Consider the following 14768-nt stretch of genomic DNA (forward strand, 5'->3'; position numbering starts at 1 on the left):
TTCGATTGGTGTGGGTGACAGTTACGGGGTTGTTGGTGTTGCCGACGGCATCCGCCAGCACTCGTCGCTCATAAAGAGGGCGCCGTTGGCGTCAACCGAGACGCTCATGTATTGGCGGATATGTGCCGACCATGCGGCGTTCACCGGGTCGGTATCCAGCTCGGCAAACACCGCCTCGATCTCGCGGGTCGCGCTGCCGGTCGCGATCACGCTTGTGCCGCGGCGGAACAACGAAAACTCTGTGATCCCCGCCGCGTGCATGGCCTGAACAACACCGTCCCAGACGGGATGGTGTTCGCGCTCATACTCCTCGACGCGGTCGGGAAGAATCTCAAAGGTGTAGCAGAAGCGCTGCTCGGTCATGCTGCCCCCACGAGGTGTTCGAGGTTGGCGTGAAGCACGAGGCTGAGCTCCGACGGCGTGAGCTGTTCGGCCAGCCAGCCTGGCACGCCAAACAGCTCGTCTGCCGTGACGGTGCTGAGGCCTGGGGCAAAGTCCGAGCCCCAGAGCATCCGCTCCGGCCCAAAGCGATCGAGCGCCTCGAGGGCGAGGGGTGCAATCGAGTTGTGGGGGTAAACGGGGTCGGCATCGTAGAGGCCGGAGAGCTTGAGGCCTACGTTTGGGGTCGCTGCGAGCGTTGCGATGGCCGCGCGGTAGCGGGTAAGGCCAGCACCGGCGAGTGCGACTCCCGGTGAGGCGAGGTGGCTCACGAGCACCCTGATGTCCCGGCTCAGCAGCCCGCCCGCGAGCAGGTCGCTGCAGGCGGCGGCGGTGCCGTTGACGCTGAGAATGACGTTCCCGTGCCCGGCTACCGATGCCCAGAAATCGGGCCCAAAGGCGCCGTGATCGTTCCCTGCGAGGTACAGGGAGAATCCCGCTGCCCCAGCATCAAGCTTCGCAAGCGCCTCGGCGGACGAGAGGGGGCGCTGCGGGTCGAGATAGACAAGCGGATGCAGCCAGTCCCGGCTCTCGCCAAGCCCGAGAACGTAGTCGTTGTTGCCGGCAAACGCTGCGTTGCCCTCGTATCCAACAACAAGCGAGTGCGAAATCGCGTGGCGCTCTCGGAGCGACTCGTACTGTGCGAGTTCCTGCCCCGGTGCGAGGTCGCCGCCAAAGCCGTGCTCAAAGAGATGGATATGCGAGTCAGCTCGGCCGGTCACAGTGCTGGCCCAGCGTCAATGGTGTTGTTCGAGGCCTCTGAGACAATCTGTTCGGCGAGGCCAAGCCCAGTGAGCGCGTCGTCGAGCGTGACAACGGTTGGGCGGATGCCAGTGCGAACGCCGTCGATAAACACCCGGACCTCCTCGTTGAGCGCCCCGAACGCATACGCGGGCGTGAGCACATCGTCAAAGGGCGCTGCCGCCGGCGGCCCGGTGAGGTGGTCGGTCAGCGAGAGGGTGAGTAGGCCGTCATCGCCGACGATTTCGAGCGAATCGGCGACCGGCTGGCCTGCCGAGACCGCCCAGGAGACCTGAAACGACCAGATCGCGCCAGAACTGAGCACGACCTCTGCCCAGACGACAGTCGGCTGGTTGCGGCCCGGCTGCACGACCTGCCGCGCGGTCACGCGGGTTGGTGTTCCGCCGCAGAGCCAAAGGGCAAGGTCTATGTCATGCACCATGGTCATGAGCACGGGGTGGATGGCCCCAAACTGCGCGTCGTGGTCCGCCGTGCGGTGGCGGCGGAACGACAGTGCCCTTGGGGTGCCGATGGTCCCGGCATCCACTCGGCCCTTGAGTTCTTGGTAGGGAGCCGCAAAACGCAGAATGTGGGCCGGCATGACAAGCCCGCCCGTTACCGAGACGGCGTCGGCGATTTCTGCCGCCGCTTCACTCGAAAGGGCGAGCGGTTTTTCGGCGAGTACGCTGAGCCCGCGCGCGAGGGCGAGGCTGGCATCCGCCGGCTGATGCGTTGGCGAGGTCACGAGCGAAACGGCGTCGAGCTCGATCGTTTCGAGCGCCTCGGCCAGCGAGGAGAAGACATGCGGAGCGCCGACCTCGTCTGCGAGCTTTGTGGCTTTTGTGAGATCCCTGTTGATGATGGCTACAAGATCGGTATCGCGGTTGTTGCTATACGCGATGGCATGGAGCCGACCAAACTGGCCGGCGCCCACAACGGCCACCCGCACCCTCGTTTCGGGTGGGTGTTGGGTGGAGTGGCCGCTGTGCGTCATGAGTTTGTCCTTCTAGCAGGTTGGGACGTAGATGAAGCGCTTGGCCTCTTCGCTGTCCGCGTTGTCTCGGTCGATGATGAACGCGTTGACGTACTCCTGGTACTCAAGCGATTCTGGGTCGAGGCTGCCGTCGTTGATCTGCGCGATGCGCTTGACCGAGTCGTAGCCGAGCCCGTACGGGTCCTGGGCTACGAGCGCGTCGTAGACACCTGCCTTCAGATCGGCGACCTGCGAGGGGTCTGCGTCGTAGGCGACCAGCTTGACCTCACCGGTCTTGTTTGCGGCCTGGATGGCTGCGGATGCTCCTGCCGAGGCCGGCGCGAGTGTTGTGTAGATGCCCACTAGGTCTGGGTTGGTGATGGCTGCGGCGGCCTTCTGCGACGCGGTTGCTTGGTCGGCATCCGAGTACTCGGTTGGCAGTACCTCGATGTCTGGGTACTTCTCGGCCATGCGCTCCGCGAATCCGTCGACGCGTTCGGCGTTTGCAGCGACGCCTGGGAACGAGGCGATGACAAGCACCGTGCCCTTTTCGCCCACGGCCTTTGCCAGCGCGTCAGCGGCGAGGGCACCGGCACTGAGGTTATCGGTGCGGATGTTTTGCAGCTCAACCTGTTCATCGAGGCTGCCGTCAACCGTGATTACCGGCATATCGGCCGAGATATTCTCAACGGTCTCGATGAGTCCAACCGGGTCGGTTGGCACAAGCACGAGTCCTATGGGCGAGCTCTGCACGGCGGCATTAATGAGCGGGGTCTGGGTTTGCAGGTCCCAGTCTGGGTCGCCCTGCCAGTCGAGGCTGACGTTGAACTCGTCTGCCGCTGCTTGGGCGCCGCACTGCATGACCTGAAAGTAGGTTGCGGTCATTTGGGCCGCGACAAACGCGACGGTTGGATTGTCGGATGAGCCGGTCTGGCTTCCGTCGGCGGTGTCTGGTGCTGAGCTGCATGACGCCAGCACGAGTGCGGCGACAGAAGCAGCGCCAATGATGCTTCCGCGTCGAATAAATTGCTGTGTTCGAAACATGGTTCCTCCTTGTTGGTGCCTTGAACTACAGGGATGGTGGTGCAGATACTTCGGGGGTCTGAGTGCGGGAGGTATTGGCTTGGCGCTATTTTTGTTGCGCGCGTCGCCGCTGGTCGATGCCAACCGCGATGAGCAGGATGACGCCGGTGACAACCAGCTGGTAGAACGAGCCAACGCGCATGATGACGAGGCCGTTGATGAGAATGGCGGGGATAATTGCCGCGATCATTGAGCCGAGCACGCTGGCCCTGCCGCCAAACAGGCTCGTTCCGCCAATAACAACCGCCGCGATTGCCGCGAGGGCGTCACCCTGGTGGCCCTGGATGTTGGTCGTCAGGAAGCGCGCGATGTCGATAAACCCGACGAGGCCTGCGATGAGCCCCATGATGGCGAAGAGCTTGACTCGCTGGCGACGCACATTCACTCCAGCGCGCTCGGCCGCCCTGATCGAGGACCCCATGCCGAGGGTGTGGGCACCAAACCGCAGTTTGGTCATGATGTACCAGGCCACGATGCCGATCACGATGGCAATGACGGCTGGGATCGGGATGATGCCAAACAGGTCGGCAGAGCCGAAGTTCTTCTGCATCTCGCGGGGAAGCGAGCTGACGTTGACTCCGCCGGTCACGATGTACGCAAGGCCGCTTCCCGCACTCATCATGGCGAGTGTCACGATGAAGGAGTTGACCCTGAGCAGGTTGACGAGCGTTGCGTTGACAACGCCAAACAGCACGCCGGTGACAAGCGCGGCCCCAAATCCAGCGAGTATCGCGATGCCGGCGTTGGCGTAGTTGCCTGCGAGGATCTCCTGGGGTGAGCCGCCGAGCCACGTAATGACCTTTGCAGCGACAACCGACGAGAGGATGACGTTGGCCCCAATAGAGAGGTCAAGCTCGCCGGCCCCAACGAGAAACGTCATGCCAACAGCGAGCAGGATGAGCTGCGCCGAGTCGAGGGCGAGGTTCCTGAAGTTGGCGCCACTGAAGAAGATACCGTTTGGCGAGAGGATGCCAAAGAGCACGACAAGCGCCACAACAACAACCGCGATCATGAAGGCGGTGGAGGTGACGACCCGTTTGCCGTATGAAGGCTCGACGCTCGTGAAGGTTTCGGTTGGCTTTGATTGGGTGAGCTGGCTCATGCTGCGGTCCCCTCTGCGGAAAGCATGGTGGTGAGTACGTCGACGAGTTCGAGGCCCTGCGTTGGCATCTGGGCAACAACCTGCCCGTGGCGCATGATGGCGATTCGGTCGGCAAACTCAAGCATTTTTGGGATGTCGTGAGAGACGAGGATGACCGCGAGGTTGCGGTTTGCTGCAGCTCGAACGGCGTCGTAGACCATCGCGGTCTGTTTGGTGCCGAGTGCGGCGGTCGGTTCATCCATGACGATGGCGCTTGTTGCCCACATCACGGCGCGGGCGACGGCGATGGCCTGCCGCTGGCCTCCCGAAAGCGCGCTGACGGGCGCGGTGAGCGATGGCACCTGAGCCCCGAGCAGGCTCATCGCCTCGATGGTCTTCTGCTTCATCTCGGCTTCGTTGAGCCGGCCAATCAGCCGCAGCGGGCCCTTGACGAGCAGCTCACGGCCGAAGAAAAAGTTCTGAACGACCGAGAGGTCTGGCGCCTGTGCCAGATCCTGGTACACGATCTCAATGCCAAGCTCTCGTGCGTGGCGCACCGAGCTGACGGTGACTTGTTCGCCCCTGAGGTAGAGCTCCCCGGTATCGGGGGTGTGGATGCCGGCGATCACGTTCGACAGCGTCGACTTGCCAGCCCCGTTGTCGCCGATGAGCGCAAGGACTTCGCCTGGGTAGGCGAGAAGTGATGCGCCGCGGAGGGCCTGGACGTGTCCAAAGCTCTTGGCAATGAGTCGGGTTTCTATGACTGGTACAGCATCAGCGGCGATTTTATCGTCGGTTACAACCATTCTCGCGGACTCCCTTGCTCGCATTTTGTTTGTTATAAATAACATCGTTCGACAGATCGAACAGTTTTAGTAAAGCACAGGCGATCTGTCGAATCAACAAAAAAGTGTGAACAGTTTGTTTCGTGAGGATGACGGGGTCGGAGGGTGCCGGCTGCCCGGCGAAGACTAGGAGTCGGTTGGGTACTGCTGCACGACGAGCAGCCGGCCGCCCTCGCCGCGCGCGTGATAAATATGTGGCTGGTCGGCCCGAAACATGAGCATATCTCCCGGCTCAAGAAGGACGGATGCGCCAACAGGCCCGACCTCAACAAGCCCGCGCATGCACACCACGCGTTCGATGACGCCGGCCGCGTTGCCGCGTGAATCGCGCTTGCCGTCCTGCGCGAGCGTCACGACCGAGATCTCGATTTCCCCGGAATTTCGCCACGCGCTCACCAGTTGGGCGATAAATTCGTCGCCATCCCTCGCGATGGTTGGTGCCTCAACCAGGCGCTTGAAGACCGTCTCCCCAACGGGGCCCTGGTCAACAAAGAGCGCGCCGAGCGAAACGTTGAGTGCCTTTGCCAGCGCCCAGAGCGTGTCGAGCGACGGGTTGCCGTTGCCGCGTTCCAGCTCGGAGACGGTGGATTTTGAGATCCCGGCATCCCTGGCCAGGCCGGATACGCTCAGACCGCGCCGCTCCCGCCATTGGCGCAGATTTGACGCGAGTGGGGATAAAGGCTGGCTTTCGGTACTCATGTCGACTATGTTACAGAACCATCATGCGTTCGCTATACCGATCGCTAAATCCGTCGTTATCTTGTGTGTACCAAAAGGAGAATCATCTTGACGTCGAATGCAACGCTGCACCTGAGTTCCCGGGTCGCCCTGCAGGGGGCCGACGAGCATCCACACGCCGCCGCCAGACTGCGCGAAGAGTGGGCCGACCTCGACTGGATCGAGGCTCGGCAGGGGGAATCCATCCCGTCGACCATGCCAACCGTGCTGCTGACGGCATCCGACAGCCTTGAGGAGGGAGCCTTCAGAATCAGCGTCGAAACAAACGGCACCCAGCGCATTACCGTAACCGGCGGCCCATACTCAGGCGTGATCTACGGCGTCGAAGAGCTGGTCCAGCGAATCGCCAAGCGCGTGCCGAACGGCATCAGCGTCGAGGCAGGAATCACCGACCGCAAACCAGCCCTCGCCTATCGCACGTTCTGGACGTGGGACCACTCGACCAACTGGGAGCTCAACCAGATCGGGCACCAAGAGATCGGCGTGTTCAACCCGTATGGCAAGCCGCCACAGGGTTTCCTCCGCGACTATCAGCGCATGGTCGACTTTTGCAGTAAACACCAGATCTCCGCGATCGTCATCTACGGCATGTTGCGGGATTCGCACGGCGGCATCCCCGCGGCGCAGGAGCTGTGCGACTACGGCAAGTACCGTGGGGTTCGTGTGATTCCAGGTCTCGCGATTGGTGCCTACGGCGGCGTGTATTGGGAGGGCGACCATAAATATAACCTCGCGACGTGGCTGGCCCAAAACCCCGAGTTCGCCGCCGAGATGGAGCGCGGGGTTGGGTTCCAACTTAAAGACCTGTCGTTCCCGCTCAACTTTCCGAAGAGTGACTACACCCGCACGGCCTGCCCGTCGAGGCCGGAGAGCATCGCCTGGATGGAAGACTCCATTTCTTGGCTTGTCGACACCCTCCGCCCCGGTGGCATCAACGTTGAGGGCGGCGACTACGGGGTGTGTGGCTGCGCGCTCTGCATCAAACGCCGTGGTGACCGCGAACTGGCAAGCCGCCGCGACCACAACGCCGAGTTCTGGTCGCACGCTGACATGGCGGATAACTTTCCCCGCCTGTTTAACGCGGCCAAATCCATTGACAGCGACCTCTGGGTCTACTGCGAGCTGCAGTGGGATAACCTGCTCGACGAGGATGCCCACGAACCGCTCTCGACCCTGCCGAAGGGTGGCATCTATCAGCACACGTTCAACCGCAGCTACTGGGATCGCATGAAAACTGAGCTCACGTCGGCGCAGGTCGCGGCGCTGCCAACCAAGACCAACGTCATCCGTAGCCAGTTCGCCTGCCAGTGGAACGGCGACGACCGCACCGAGCGCTACGCGTTTAACGCCCCCGTCTTTGCCGAGCTCTCGAAGAAGGCGGAAGACGTCTCGATGCAGGGCCTGACGGTGTGGGGCGAGCCCTCGCCCTACAACGTGTCGAGTGAGCTGAGCTACCTCGCGTTTGGTCGGTTTGGCTACGATTCCTCGCTCACCTGGGCCGATTTTGTGGCCTCCGACATCGCGCCTCGCGTTGGTGGGGCTGGCGAGGCCGAGGCGTTTATCTCGCTCATGCAGGAGATGGATGCGAATCAGTTCCTTGATGTTGGGCGGCTGACCGCCATCCGCGACGAAGCCTTGAGTGCGGCATCTAGCCAGTCCGGCGAGGCCGTAAGGCGCTGGTTGTGGCTGTCAGAGCGGGCTAATCAGCGCGTCTATATGGGGTATTAGCCCGAGGGCAACTCGCCACGATCTTCCGCCCTCTGGCCCTCTGCCTTGGCGGCGGAAGATCGTGCCGAATGCTCTGCCCCGCTGGTGCGCTAGCCTCGAACTACTGAGTCGCACTTCAACGGGGGAGACCGATCGTGAGCAAAACACTGTTTGTGGGCCGCGTGCTCACCATGGACGACGACCAGCCGATTGCCGAGGCCGTGTTGATCGAGGGCGAGCGGATTCTCGCGGTCGGCTCAGAGCGTGACCTGGTCGCCCGTGCCCCAGATGCAGCGCTCATCGACCTTGGTGGCCGTGTGCTCATGCCTGGCCTCGTCGAGCCGCACGGGCATCCGTCTGGCTCCGCTGTTTTTGTCAGCGAGTTTGTTGTTGATATCCGCCCGGTTGTGCTCGAAACAGCCGATCAAGTTATGGATGCGCTGCGTAGCGCAATTTCGGAGCGCCCAGAGGGCGTGCTCGCCAACGGCTGGGACCCGCTCCTGCAACGCGGCCTGAACGAGCCAACTATGGCGGAGCTCGACGCGCTTGCCGGCGATGTCCCGCTCGTCATCGTGCATAACTCGGGGCATGCCGTGTACTTCAACGCTGCGGCAGCACGTGTGGCCGGGGTAACCCGCGAAACCCCTGACCCCGACGGCGCTGCATTTCGCCGAGACGAAAACGGCGACCTCACCGGTGTTGGCGTTGAGGCCGGCGTGCTCCTGCTGCTCGCAGGACCCACCATGGCAAAGGCTCAGTCGGAGTTTCCCAAGCTCTTTGCCGATGAACTTGTGCGGGCGAACCGGGCCGGTGTGACAACGGTGGCCGACCTCGGCTGGAACCCGGCCCAAAACGCACTGCTCGACGTGCTTCGTGACTCGGGCGCCCTGACGGCGAGGCTCAGGCTGTACGAAATGTCAACGGCTACTGGGGGTGCCATTGGTCGGGCGGATGCTGGCGACGACCTCGTCAGGCAGATCGGCATCAAAACCTGGGCAGACGGTTCGCCGTGGACCGGCAACATCGCAACCTCGTTCCCATACCTCAGTAACGACGTCACGGCATCCATCGGTCTTGAACCCGGCCACGTTGGTGCCGCAAACTTCACCGAAGAAGAAATCTTGAGCATCAGCCAGCGCTACGCGGCCGAGGGCTGGCAGCTTTCTTGCCACGCGCATGGCGACCTCGCGATTGACAGCGTGCTCAACGCGTGGGAGCGCGTCATCCTCGACTCCGGACTGACCGACCACCGCTTCCGCCTCGAACACGTTGGGGCAATGACGCCAGAGCAGTTCGAGCGAGCGGCAGCCCTTGGCGTGACAGTGAGCGTGTTTGCGGATCACGTGTACTACTGGGGCGATGTGCTCGTTGACGACCTGTTTGGTGAGCCGGGTGAGCGCTGGGCGGATGCCGCCGCAGCCTTCGCCACCGGCATCCGCGCCACGTTCCATAATGATGGGACGGTGACGCCGCTTGAGCCGTTCCGTAACATGGCCGTCGCAGAAACGCGCCGCTCGCGCTCTGGCCGGGTGCTCGACGGCGCGGCCGGTGTGCTGCGTTCGGATGCCCTGCGTGCGCACACCATCAACGCGGCCTGGCAGCTGCGTTCGGATGATGTGCTCGGCAGCATCACGGTTGGCAAGTACGCCGACCTCGTGATCGTGGACCGCGACCCGTCGACGGTTTCTGCTGAGGAGCTCGCGGAGACGCGGGTGCTCGGGGTGTATCTGGCTGGGGTGCCTGTGCTGTAGTGGCTACTCAAGCAGCCCGCGAATATCGTCTGCCGTGAGTTTGGTGCTGGTCATGTCGCCGTCACCCATGACGCTCTCGAAGAGTTTGTCTTTGCCTGCCTTGAGCGCCATGACTTTTTCTTCGATGGTGTTCTTGGCGACGAAACGGTAGACCATGACCTGCCTCGTCTGCCCGATGCGGTGGGTGCGGTCGACGGCTTGGGCTTCTGCTGCCGGGTTCCACCACGGGTCGAGCAGGATGCAGTAGTCGGCCTCCGTGAGGTTGAGTCCAAACCCGCCCGATTTGAGGCTGATGAGGAATACCGGGGCATCGCCCTCGCGGAAGTTGCGGATGACGTTTGCCCGCTTGGTCGTCGCGCCGTCGAGGTATTCGTAGCGGATTCCTTCGGCGTCGAGGCGGTCGCGCACACTTCCGAGGAACGACGTGAACTGGCTGAAGATGAGGGTGCGGTGGCCTTCCGCGACGATCTCTTGCAGCATGTCGGCGAGGGCGTCGATCTTGGTGGAGGCGACGCCGGTGTGTTCGGCATCCACGAGCGAGACGTCGAGCGCGGCTTGCCGCAGCAGGGTCAGCGAGCGGAAGATTTGGAAGCGGTTGCCGTCGAGGTCGTCCATGAGCCCAAGCACTTTTTGGCGTTCGCGTTGCAGGTAGGTGTCGTAGATGGCGCGCTGCGACGGGTTGAGGTTGAGGGTGAGCACCTGCTCTTGCTTTGGTGGCAGCTCGGTAGCCACAAGCTCCTTAGTGCGACGCAGCATGAGGGGGCGGATGCGGCGCTTGAGTTGGTCGAGCCGCTCGCCATTGCCCTCCTTCTCGATGGGCTTTTGGTAGTAGTCGGTGAAGTGGGCGGGGCTGCCAAACAGGCCGGGCGCGGTGATGGAGAACATGGACCACAGCTCCATGAGGTTGTTTTCCATCGGCGTGCCGGTGATGGCGAGTTTGAAGGGGGCGCTCAGCAGGCGGGCCGCTCGGTAGGTGCTCGACTGATGGTTCTTGGCAAATTGGGCTTCGTCGAGGATGAGGCCTGCCCACTGCAGTTCTTCGTAGCGGTCGAAGTCAATGCGGAATAGCGCGTACGACGTGAGCACAATGTCGGCGTCACCGATGAGGTCGGCGAGGTCTGTCTTGTTGCGGGCAACCGTGCCTTCGAGCGCAACGACCTTGAGTCTCGGTGCGAACTTCGCGGCCTCTGACGCCCAGTTTGCGACGACGCTTGTTGGCGCGACAACGAGGAACGGGTCTGGTGTCGCGTTCTGCTGCCCGGTGATGAGCGCAAGCGTCTGGATGGTCTTGCCAAGCCCCATATCGTCGGCGAGCACCCCGCCAAGCCCGTTTTCGTAGAGGAACGTGAGCCAGTCGTAGCCCTCCTGCTGGTACGGACGAAGCTTCGCCGTGAACCCTTCGGCGGTTGGCTGCTGCTGGATGCTCGAATGGTTGGCGAGGCCGCTGACCAGCTGCTGCCAGGCATCCACCTGCTTTGTGATGATGCCGAGCTCTTCGAATTCGCCCCACAGCCCGGCCTGGAACCGGCTGATCGAGACGGTGTCGCCGTGGATCTCGCCGAGCTTTCTGGCTTCTTCGATGAGCGCGCGCAGCCGCTGGAACCGTTCGTCGGTGAGCGAGCAGAACGTGCCACTCGGCAGCACGAGGTATTTTTCGTCGTTGGCGAGGGCAACAAAGAGCCACTCAAACGGCACCTGTTCTCCGTCGACCGAAACCGCCGCGACCAGGTCAAACCAGTCGCGGCTGTCGTCACGTTCGTTGATGGAGAGCGTGACCTCGGCGGGGTTCACGGATTCGCGGAACTCGGGGATAGCCGGGTCTCGTTCGATGCGGATGCCACCAAGCGCTTCGAGTCGCGGAACCTCGTCGACGAGGAACGTCACCATTTGCATCCCAGTGAGTTGGGCGGATGCGTGAAGTGTTGCTGGCGAGCCATCGGCCATCGAGACGGGCGCAAAACCCGAGGGTGCCGGGCCGCTAGCTGCACCTGAGCCGCCGACTGTTATTGATTCGCCTGCAGCAGCCGAGTCGCCTGCTGTTTTGTTGGCGGCCTCGATGAGCGATGGATACCGTGGATACGGGATGCGCAGCCCGGCGATGATGGCCCGCTCCGCTTTTGGGTCGCGCGTGTGCACGGCCGTGACTGGCTGTGAGGTGCCGTTTGCCCCGGGCGCGGCGCTGGCATCCGCCGTTGAACCGTGCGCGTCAACGTATTCCCAGCGCCAGCTGAGCTCAAGGGCATCTGCCGCTGAGATCGTATCAGCTGAGGCCGTATCAACTGACTGCAGGCCGAGTACAAGCCGGGGTTTGGCCCGCTCGGTGATGTGGATGCTCTGGTCGGTTGAGACCACCCGCACGGCCCGCTGCAGGAGAGGCAGGTGCTCGTCGGTGAACTTCGCCGCGTCTCGGTTGGGGATGTTGACGGGTTTTGCCTGCGTCAGCAGCGCCTTGACCGGCTCGGAGAGTGGCTCATCGAGCCGCGCAAGGGTAACGCGGTAGGTTTTGAGCGCATCCCCGTCGCCGTGCCAGGTGAACAGGCCATGGGCTGGGCTGCCGAGGTAGCCGACGTTTGTGGCATCCAGGTCGGCGCCGCCAAGCGAGACGCGGGGGCGGAGGTTGAGCCCGCGCGGGCCAGCGACGGTGTTGACGGCGATGCTCGCGCCCTCATATTCGATGCCGACGGGAGGCGCTGTTTTTTTGGTGTTGAGCAGTGGGATGCCGAGGGCCTGTGCCTGTTCGAGCAACGTCCATAACAGGGGGCTGTCGAAGGTGTCGAGCATGATCCAGCTCGCATCGGTGTAGTAGTAGCTTTCGGGGTCGGTCGCGTTGGCGAGCGAGTCGATGGTGCGGAACCAGTCGAGCTGCGCGGCATCCACCTGTTCTCGGATTTCGGGCGTCTTGAGCTTTGACCAGGTGACGCCGGTGCGCACCCAGTTGCCGCTCTCGGCGCGCATCACCGGACGGATGCCGAGCCTGAATCGCGCGTTGCTCGACTTGCCAGCCCGGGCGCGCGCCCGGCTCACGCGATGCTTTTTAGGGTCGAGCAGTTCGAATTGCAGGGCGAGTTCTGCGGTCGCGGGATGATCGTGCGTGGTCGCCGCGATGCGGCTGAGCATCCGCTCCCACGGCGGGATGCGGTCGATTGCGGGCGCCGCGCTGATCTCCGTTGGGAAGAATCCGCTCAGCCCGTGATCTGTTTCGTGCAGCCAACTGGATGGTGGCGCCTCGGTCTCCTGGTGCTCTGGCCGATTCAGCAGCGCAAACAACACCGCTGCACCATGCTTACAATTGCCGGCGACGGGACACGAGCACATGGTCATGAGTGGCCGATCCCACCCGGAATCGGTTACGGGAAAGGTCACCACGGTCGCATAGGGCCTTGGCCGCGTGCCCGAGACCATGGCATTAACGGTGTTTCCGCCGGAGCTGACCGTGAGCGGACCAACCTTGCCGGCCTCAAAATACCGCCGCCCGCTGCCAAGGATCTCCTCGCCAACAAGGCTGAGGGCGTCGGCTTCGGAGAACATATTGTTAAGTCTGGCCCATGCTACTGACAGTTTGGGACAGGGGGCCGGTGTTACTCCGCAATGGAGCCCCTGAGCTATCCCGAACAAGGCGGAATGTTCTCTTGCAACCTTGGATTGCGTGGGTGACTTCTAGATGGACCTGTAAAGAATTTGCTGATTTCTTTACACGTTCAGAGAACGTGACAACTTCTTTTACAAGTGAGCAATCTGAGCACGGGGTGCGACGTGTGATCGGTTCGCCCGTGAGCAGCTCAACCTACGAGGTGAGATTGAGGCGATTGACTTCAATCGCAGTGTCTTTCTTGACGGTGAGCGGCACAATACAGAGCGTTGGCGAAAGCCGTCCGTATCCAGGTTAGGTCAGCAGCGCCCTAGCCCATGCTGGAGCATCCGGCCAGACCCGACAACGCTGTACGAGGTGAGTAACCTCGGGTCGCCTGACGGGGCGCGTTTGGGATGATAGATGCGCTCTTCACAGACCACAAAGATCACCTCAAGCGCGGGCGGCAGCCGATACGCGGCAACATTGTCCCGCTTGACGCTCTCAACAATGCCCCGCCGCTTTAACGGCGAGACGGATAAGCGGACGGATGCATCATCCACCCCAGCGCCCGCATGAGATCGGCAATAGCATGATGCCTCCGTGCTGCCTACCGAAGAGGCCAAACGCTGACACAATGAGGCGCTGCGGTGGCGGCATTGGGCGCTGCCACGGGGACTTCGGTCAGGGTGTGGAGCCTAATGTGGGTGCTTTGTATGCGGGCTAGATTCGCGATTGGTTTGCAGATATTGTGGCGAGAACGAAGCATCCGTGGGAGTTTCCGAAAGGAATGGGAATGGCAAGAATACGTAGTTTGACGCAATCAGCGTCACAGAGCAAGGTTCACCCGACGGAGGTTGATGCTGAATGGGCATTGATTGATGCAGGAGGTCAGCGATTGTTCCAACTCTCCACTTTTGGTTCGGACGAGCGAATGTCGCTTCCAAAAGTGAGCCAAACAATTCAGCTGGATAGGGCGACAGCGAAGGAACTCATGTCTGCAGTGACGTTGGTGTTTCCTGATCTCGGAGTCTAAATCGGTGATTCGACTCCGGCAGATCTCTGACCAGGCTTGAGAGGGCGTGAAGTTTCTTCAAATTACATCATTGACAAATATCTGGTATTAATCATCGGATCAACATCGGCTGACGAAATGTGCCGACTGGCACGCTTACGCGCCGGATGTACCCACAACCCCTATTCAGATTCTTATCGGCTGAATGTTGTTCACCCGAGCATCTGGTCTTTGCGCATAACTAGAAGATGACCTCAAAGTCGATCGTCCTACTACCTCGATATGAATATTGGGGCCTCCATGACAAAGGGATGCGACCAAGAAGATGCTAGGTGGGGTGTCGTTCGATCTGCGCTGGAAACAGCTGTCAGGTCTGGTCAAGTTGTAGTTCCTCTATCGGCGGCTGATTACCTGGAACTTTGGCATAGACATGAGCAAAGTTCTCGGGGAAAAGTTGGCGTAGTCATGAAAGAAGTTTCAGGATACACAGCGCTATTGCCAACGCACAGTGTTCGTCACCTTGAAGTGCAGAAGTTGATAGCCCAACTTACAGACAAGCCAACCGCACCTTCCTCGACGAGCGACCTGCTGGGTCATGGTGCAACGCACGCATTCAACTCACCCTACGGCCAGTTCCGTTTCGTCGAGTCGCTAGCCTCATCTGATGGCACTGTAAAAGAGGGGGGGGGCTGCGCAGCCACCCAAAGTTTTGCCTACTCGTGCCCCCAAGTGGTCCGGGGTGGGAATAGCTTCAAGTTGTTGGGACGCAGAAAATCCTCGAAAGTGAAGGAGCCGGCCGAACGCCAGAGCATCGGCACGGAACGCAGT

At 61.7% G+C, this 14768-nt stretch carries 11 protein-coding genes; 2 read left to right on the plus strand and 9 right to left on the minus strand.

Features of this window, described 5'->3' with window-relative positions; all coding sequences use genetic code 11:
* Window positions 1-21: 21 nt before the first annotated feature.
* The 7 genes from FHX76_RS13205 to FHX76_RS13235 all read right to left on the minus strand — a co-directional run bounded on the left by FHX76_RS13205 (window position 22) and on the right by FHX76_RS13235 (window position 5860).
* Window positions 22-363: an L-rhamnose mutarotase gene (locus FHX76_RS13205; protein ID WP_167151325.1), complete on the minus strand. Its 342-nt coding sequence runs from the start codon at window positions 361-363 to the stop codon at window positions 22-24.
* Entirely contained in the window at window positions 360-1160 is an 801-nt protein-coding gene (locus FHX76_RS13210) for an amidohydrolase family protein (protein WP_167151327.1), read from the minus strand. Before FHX76_RS13210 ends, FHX76_RS13205 begins: the two co-directional genes overlap by 4 nt.
* Entirely contained in the window at window positions 1157-2173 is a 1017-nt protein-coding gene (locus FHX76_RS13215; protein WP_167151329.1) for a Gfo/Idh/MocA family protein, read from the minus strand. Before FHX76_RS13215 ends, FHX76_RS13210 begins: the two co-directional genes overlap by 4 nt.
* A gap of 12 nt (window positions 2174-2185) precedes the next feature.
* On the minus strand, window positions 2186-3196 hold the full coding sequence (locus tag FHX76_RS13220; protein ID WP_167151331.1) for a substrate-binding domain-containing protein: 1011 nt from the start codon (window positions 3194-3196) through the stop codon (window positions 2186-2188).
* A gap of 85 nt (window positions 3197-3281) precedes the next feature.
* Complete coding sequence (locus tag FHX76_RS13225; protein ID WP_167151333.1) at window positions 3282-4337, minus strand: ABC transporter permease; 1056 nt, start codon at window positions 4335-4337, stop codon at window positions 3282-3284.
* On the minus strand, window positions 4334-5122 hold the full coding sequence (locus FHX76_RS13230) for an ATP-binding cassette domain-containing protein (protein ID WP_167151335.1): 789 nt from the start codon (window positions 5120-5122) through the stop codon (window positions 4334-4336). The genes FHX76_RS13225 and FHX76_RS13230 overlap by 4 nt, the downstream gene beginning before the upstream one ends.
* A 165-nt stretch (window positions 5123-5287) precedes the next feature.
* Window positions 5288-5860, minus strand: a complete 573-nt coding sequence (locus FHX76_RS13235; RefSeq protein ID WP_167151337.1) for a helix-turn-helix domain-containing protein — start codon at window positions 5858-5860, stop codon at window positions 5288-5290.
* Between the two features lie 87 nt (window positions 5861-5947).
* Here FHX76_RS13235 and FHX76_RS13240 point away from each other — a divergent pair, with 87 nt between their 5' ends.
* Both FHX76_RS13240 and FHX76_RS13245 read left to right on the plus strand, forming a co-directional pair.
* The gene (locus FHX76_RS13240) at window positions 5948-7627 is read left to right on the plus strand and encodes a beta-N-acetylhexosaminidase family protein (protein ID WP_167151339.1); all 1680 of its coding nucleotides are present in this window, start codon (window positions 5948-5950) and stop codon (window positions 7625-7627) included.
* Window positions 7628-7761: 134 nt separating this feature from the next.
* Window positions 7762-9357 carry an amidohydrolase gene (locus FHX76_RS13245; protein WP_341777954.1) on the plus strand — a complete coding sequence of 532 codons (1596 nt, stop codon included), beginning with the start codon at window positions 7762-7764 and terminating at the stop codon, window positions 9355-9357.
* A gap of 3 nt (window positions 9358-9360) precedes the next feature.
* Here the strand turns inward: FHX76_RS13245 and FHX76_RS13250 are convergent, their stop codons facing one another.
* Together FHX76_RS13250 and FHX76_RS13255 are read right to left on the minus strand one after the other, a co-directional pair.
* Window positions 9361-12885: a DEAD/DEAH box helicase gene (locus FHX76_RS13250; RefSeq protein ID WP_167151340.1), complete on the minus strand. Its 3525-nt coding sequence runs from the start codon at window positions 12883-12885 to the stop codon at window positions 9361-9363.
* A 360-nt stretch (window positions 12886-13245) separates the two neighbouring features.
* The gene (locus tag FHX76_RS13255) at window positions 13246-13488 is read right to left on the minus strand and encodes a hypothetical protein (protein WP_167151342.1); all 243 of its coding nucleotides are present in this window, start codon (window positions 13486-13488) and stop codon (window positions 13246-13248) included.
* Window positions 13489-14768 lie beyond the last annotated feature (1280 nt).

Source organism: Lysinibacter cavernae (assembly GCF_011758565.1).
Lineage (GTDB): Bacteria > Actinomycetota > Actinomycetes > Actinomycetales > Microbacteriaceae > Lysinibacter > Lysinibacter cavernae.

Bases quoted from the DNA above. Each gene is read 5' to 3' on its own strand.
- FHX76_RS13205 (WP_167151325.1), bottom strand. From the start codon at position 363: ATGACCGAGCAGCGCTTCTGCTACACCTTTGAGATTCTTCCCGACCGC.
- FHX76_RS13215 (WP_167151329.1), bottom strand. From the start codon at position 2,173: ATGACGCACAGCGGCCACTCCACCCAACACCCACCCGAAACGAGGGTG.
- FHX76_RS13220 (WP_167151331.1), bottom strand. From the start codon at position 3,196: ATGTTTCGAACACAGCAATTTATTCGACGCGGAAGCATCATTGGCGCT.
- FHX76_RS13225 (WP_167151333.1), bottom strand. From the start codon at position 4,337: ATGAGCCAGCTCACCCAATCAAAGCCAACCGAAACCTTCACGAGCGTC.
- FHX76_RS13230 (WP_167151335.1), bottom strand. From the start codon at position 5,122: ATGGTTGTAACCGACGATAAAATCGCCGCTGATGCTGTACCAGTCATA.
- FHX76_RS13235 (WP_167151337.1), bottom strand. From the start codon at position 5,860: ATGAGTACCGAAAGCCAGCCTTTATCCCCACTCGCGTCAAATCTGCGC.
- FHX76_RS13250 (WP_167151340.1), bottom strand. From the start codon at position 12,885: ATGTTCTCCGAAGCCGACGCCCTCAGCCTTGTTGGCGAGGAGATCCTT.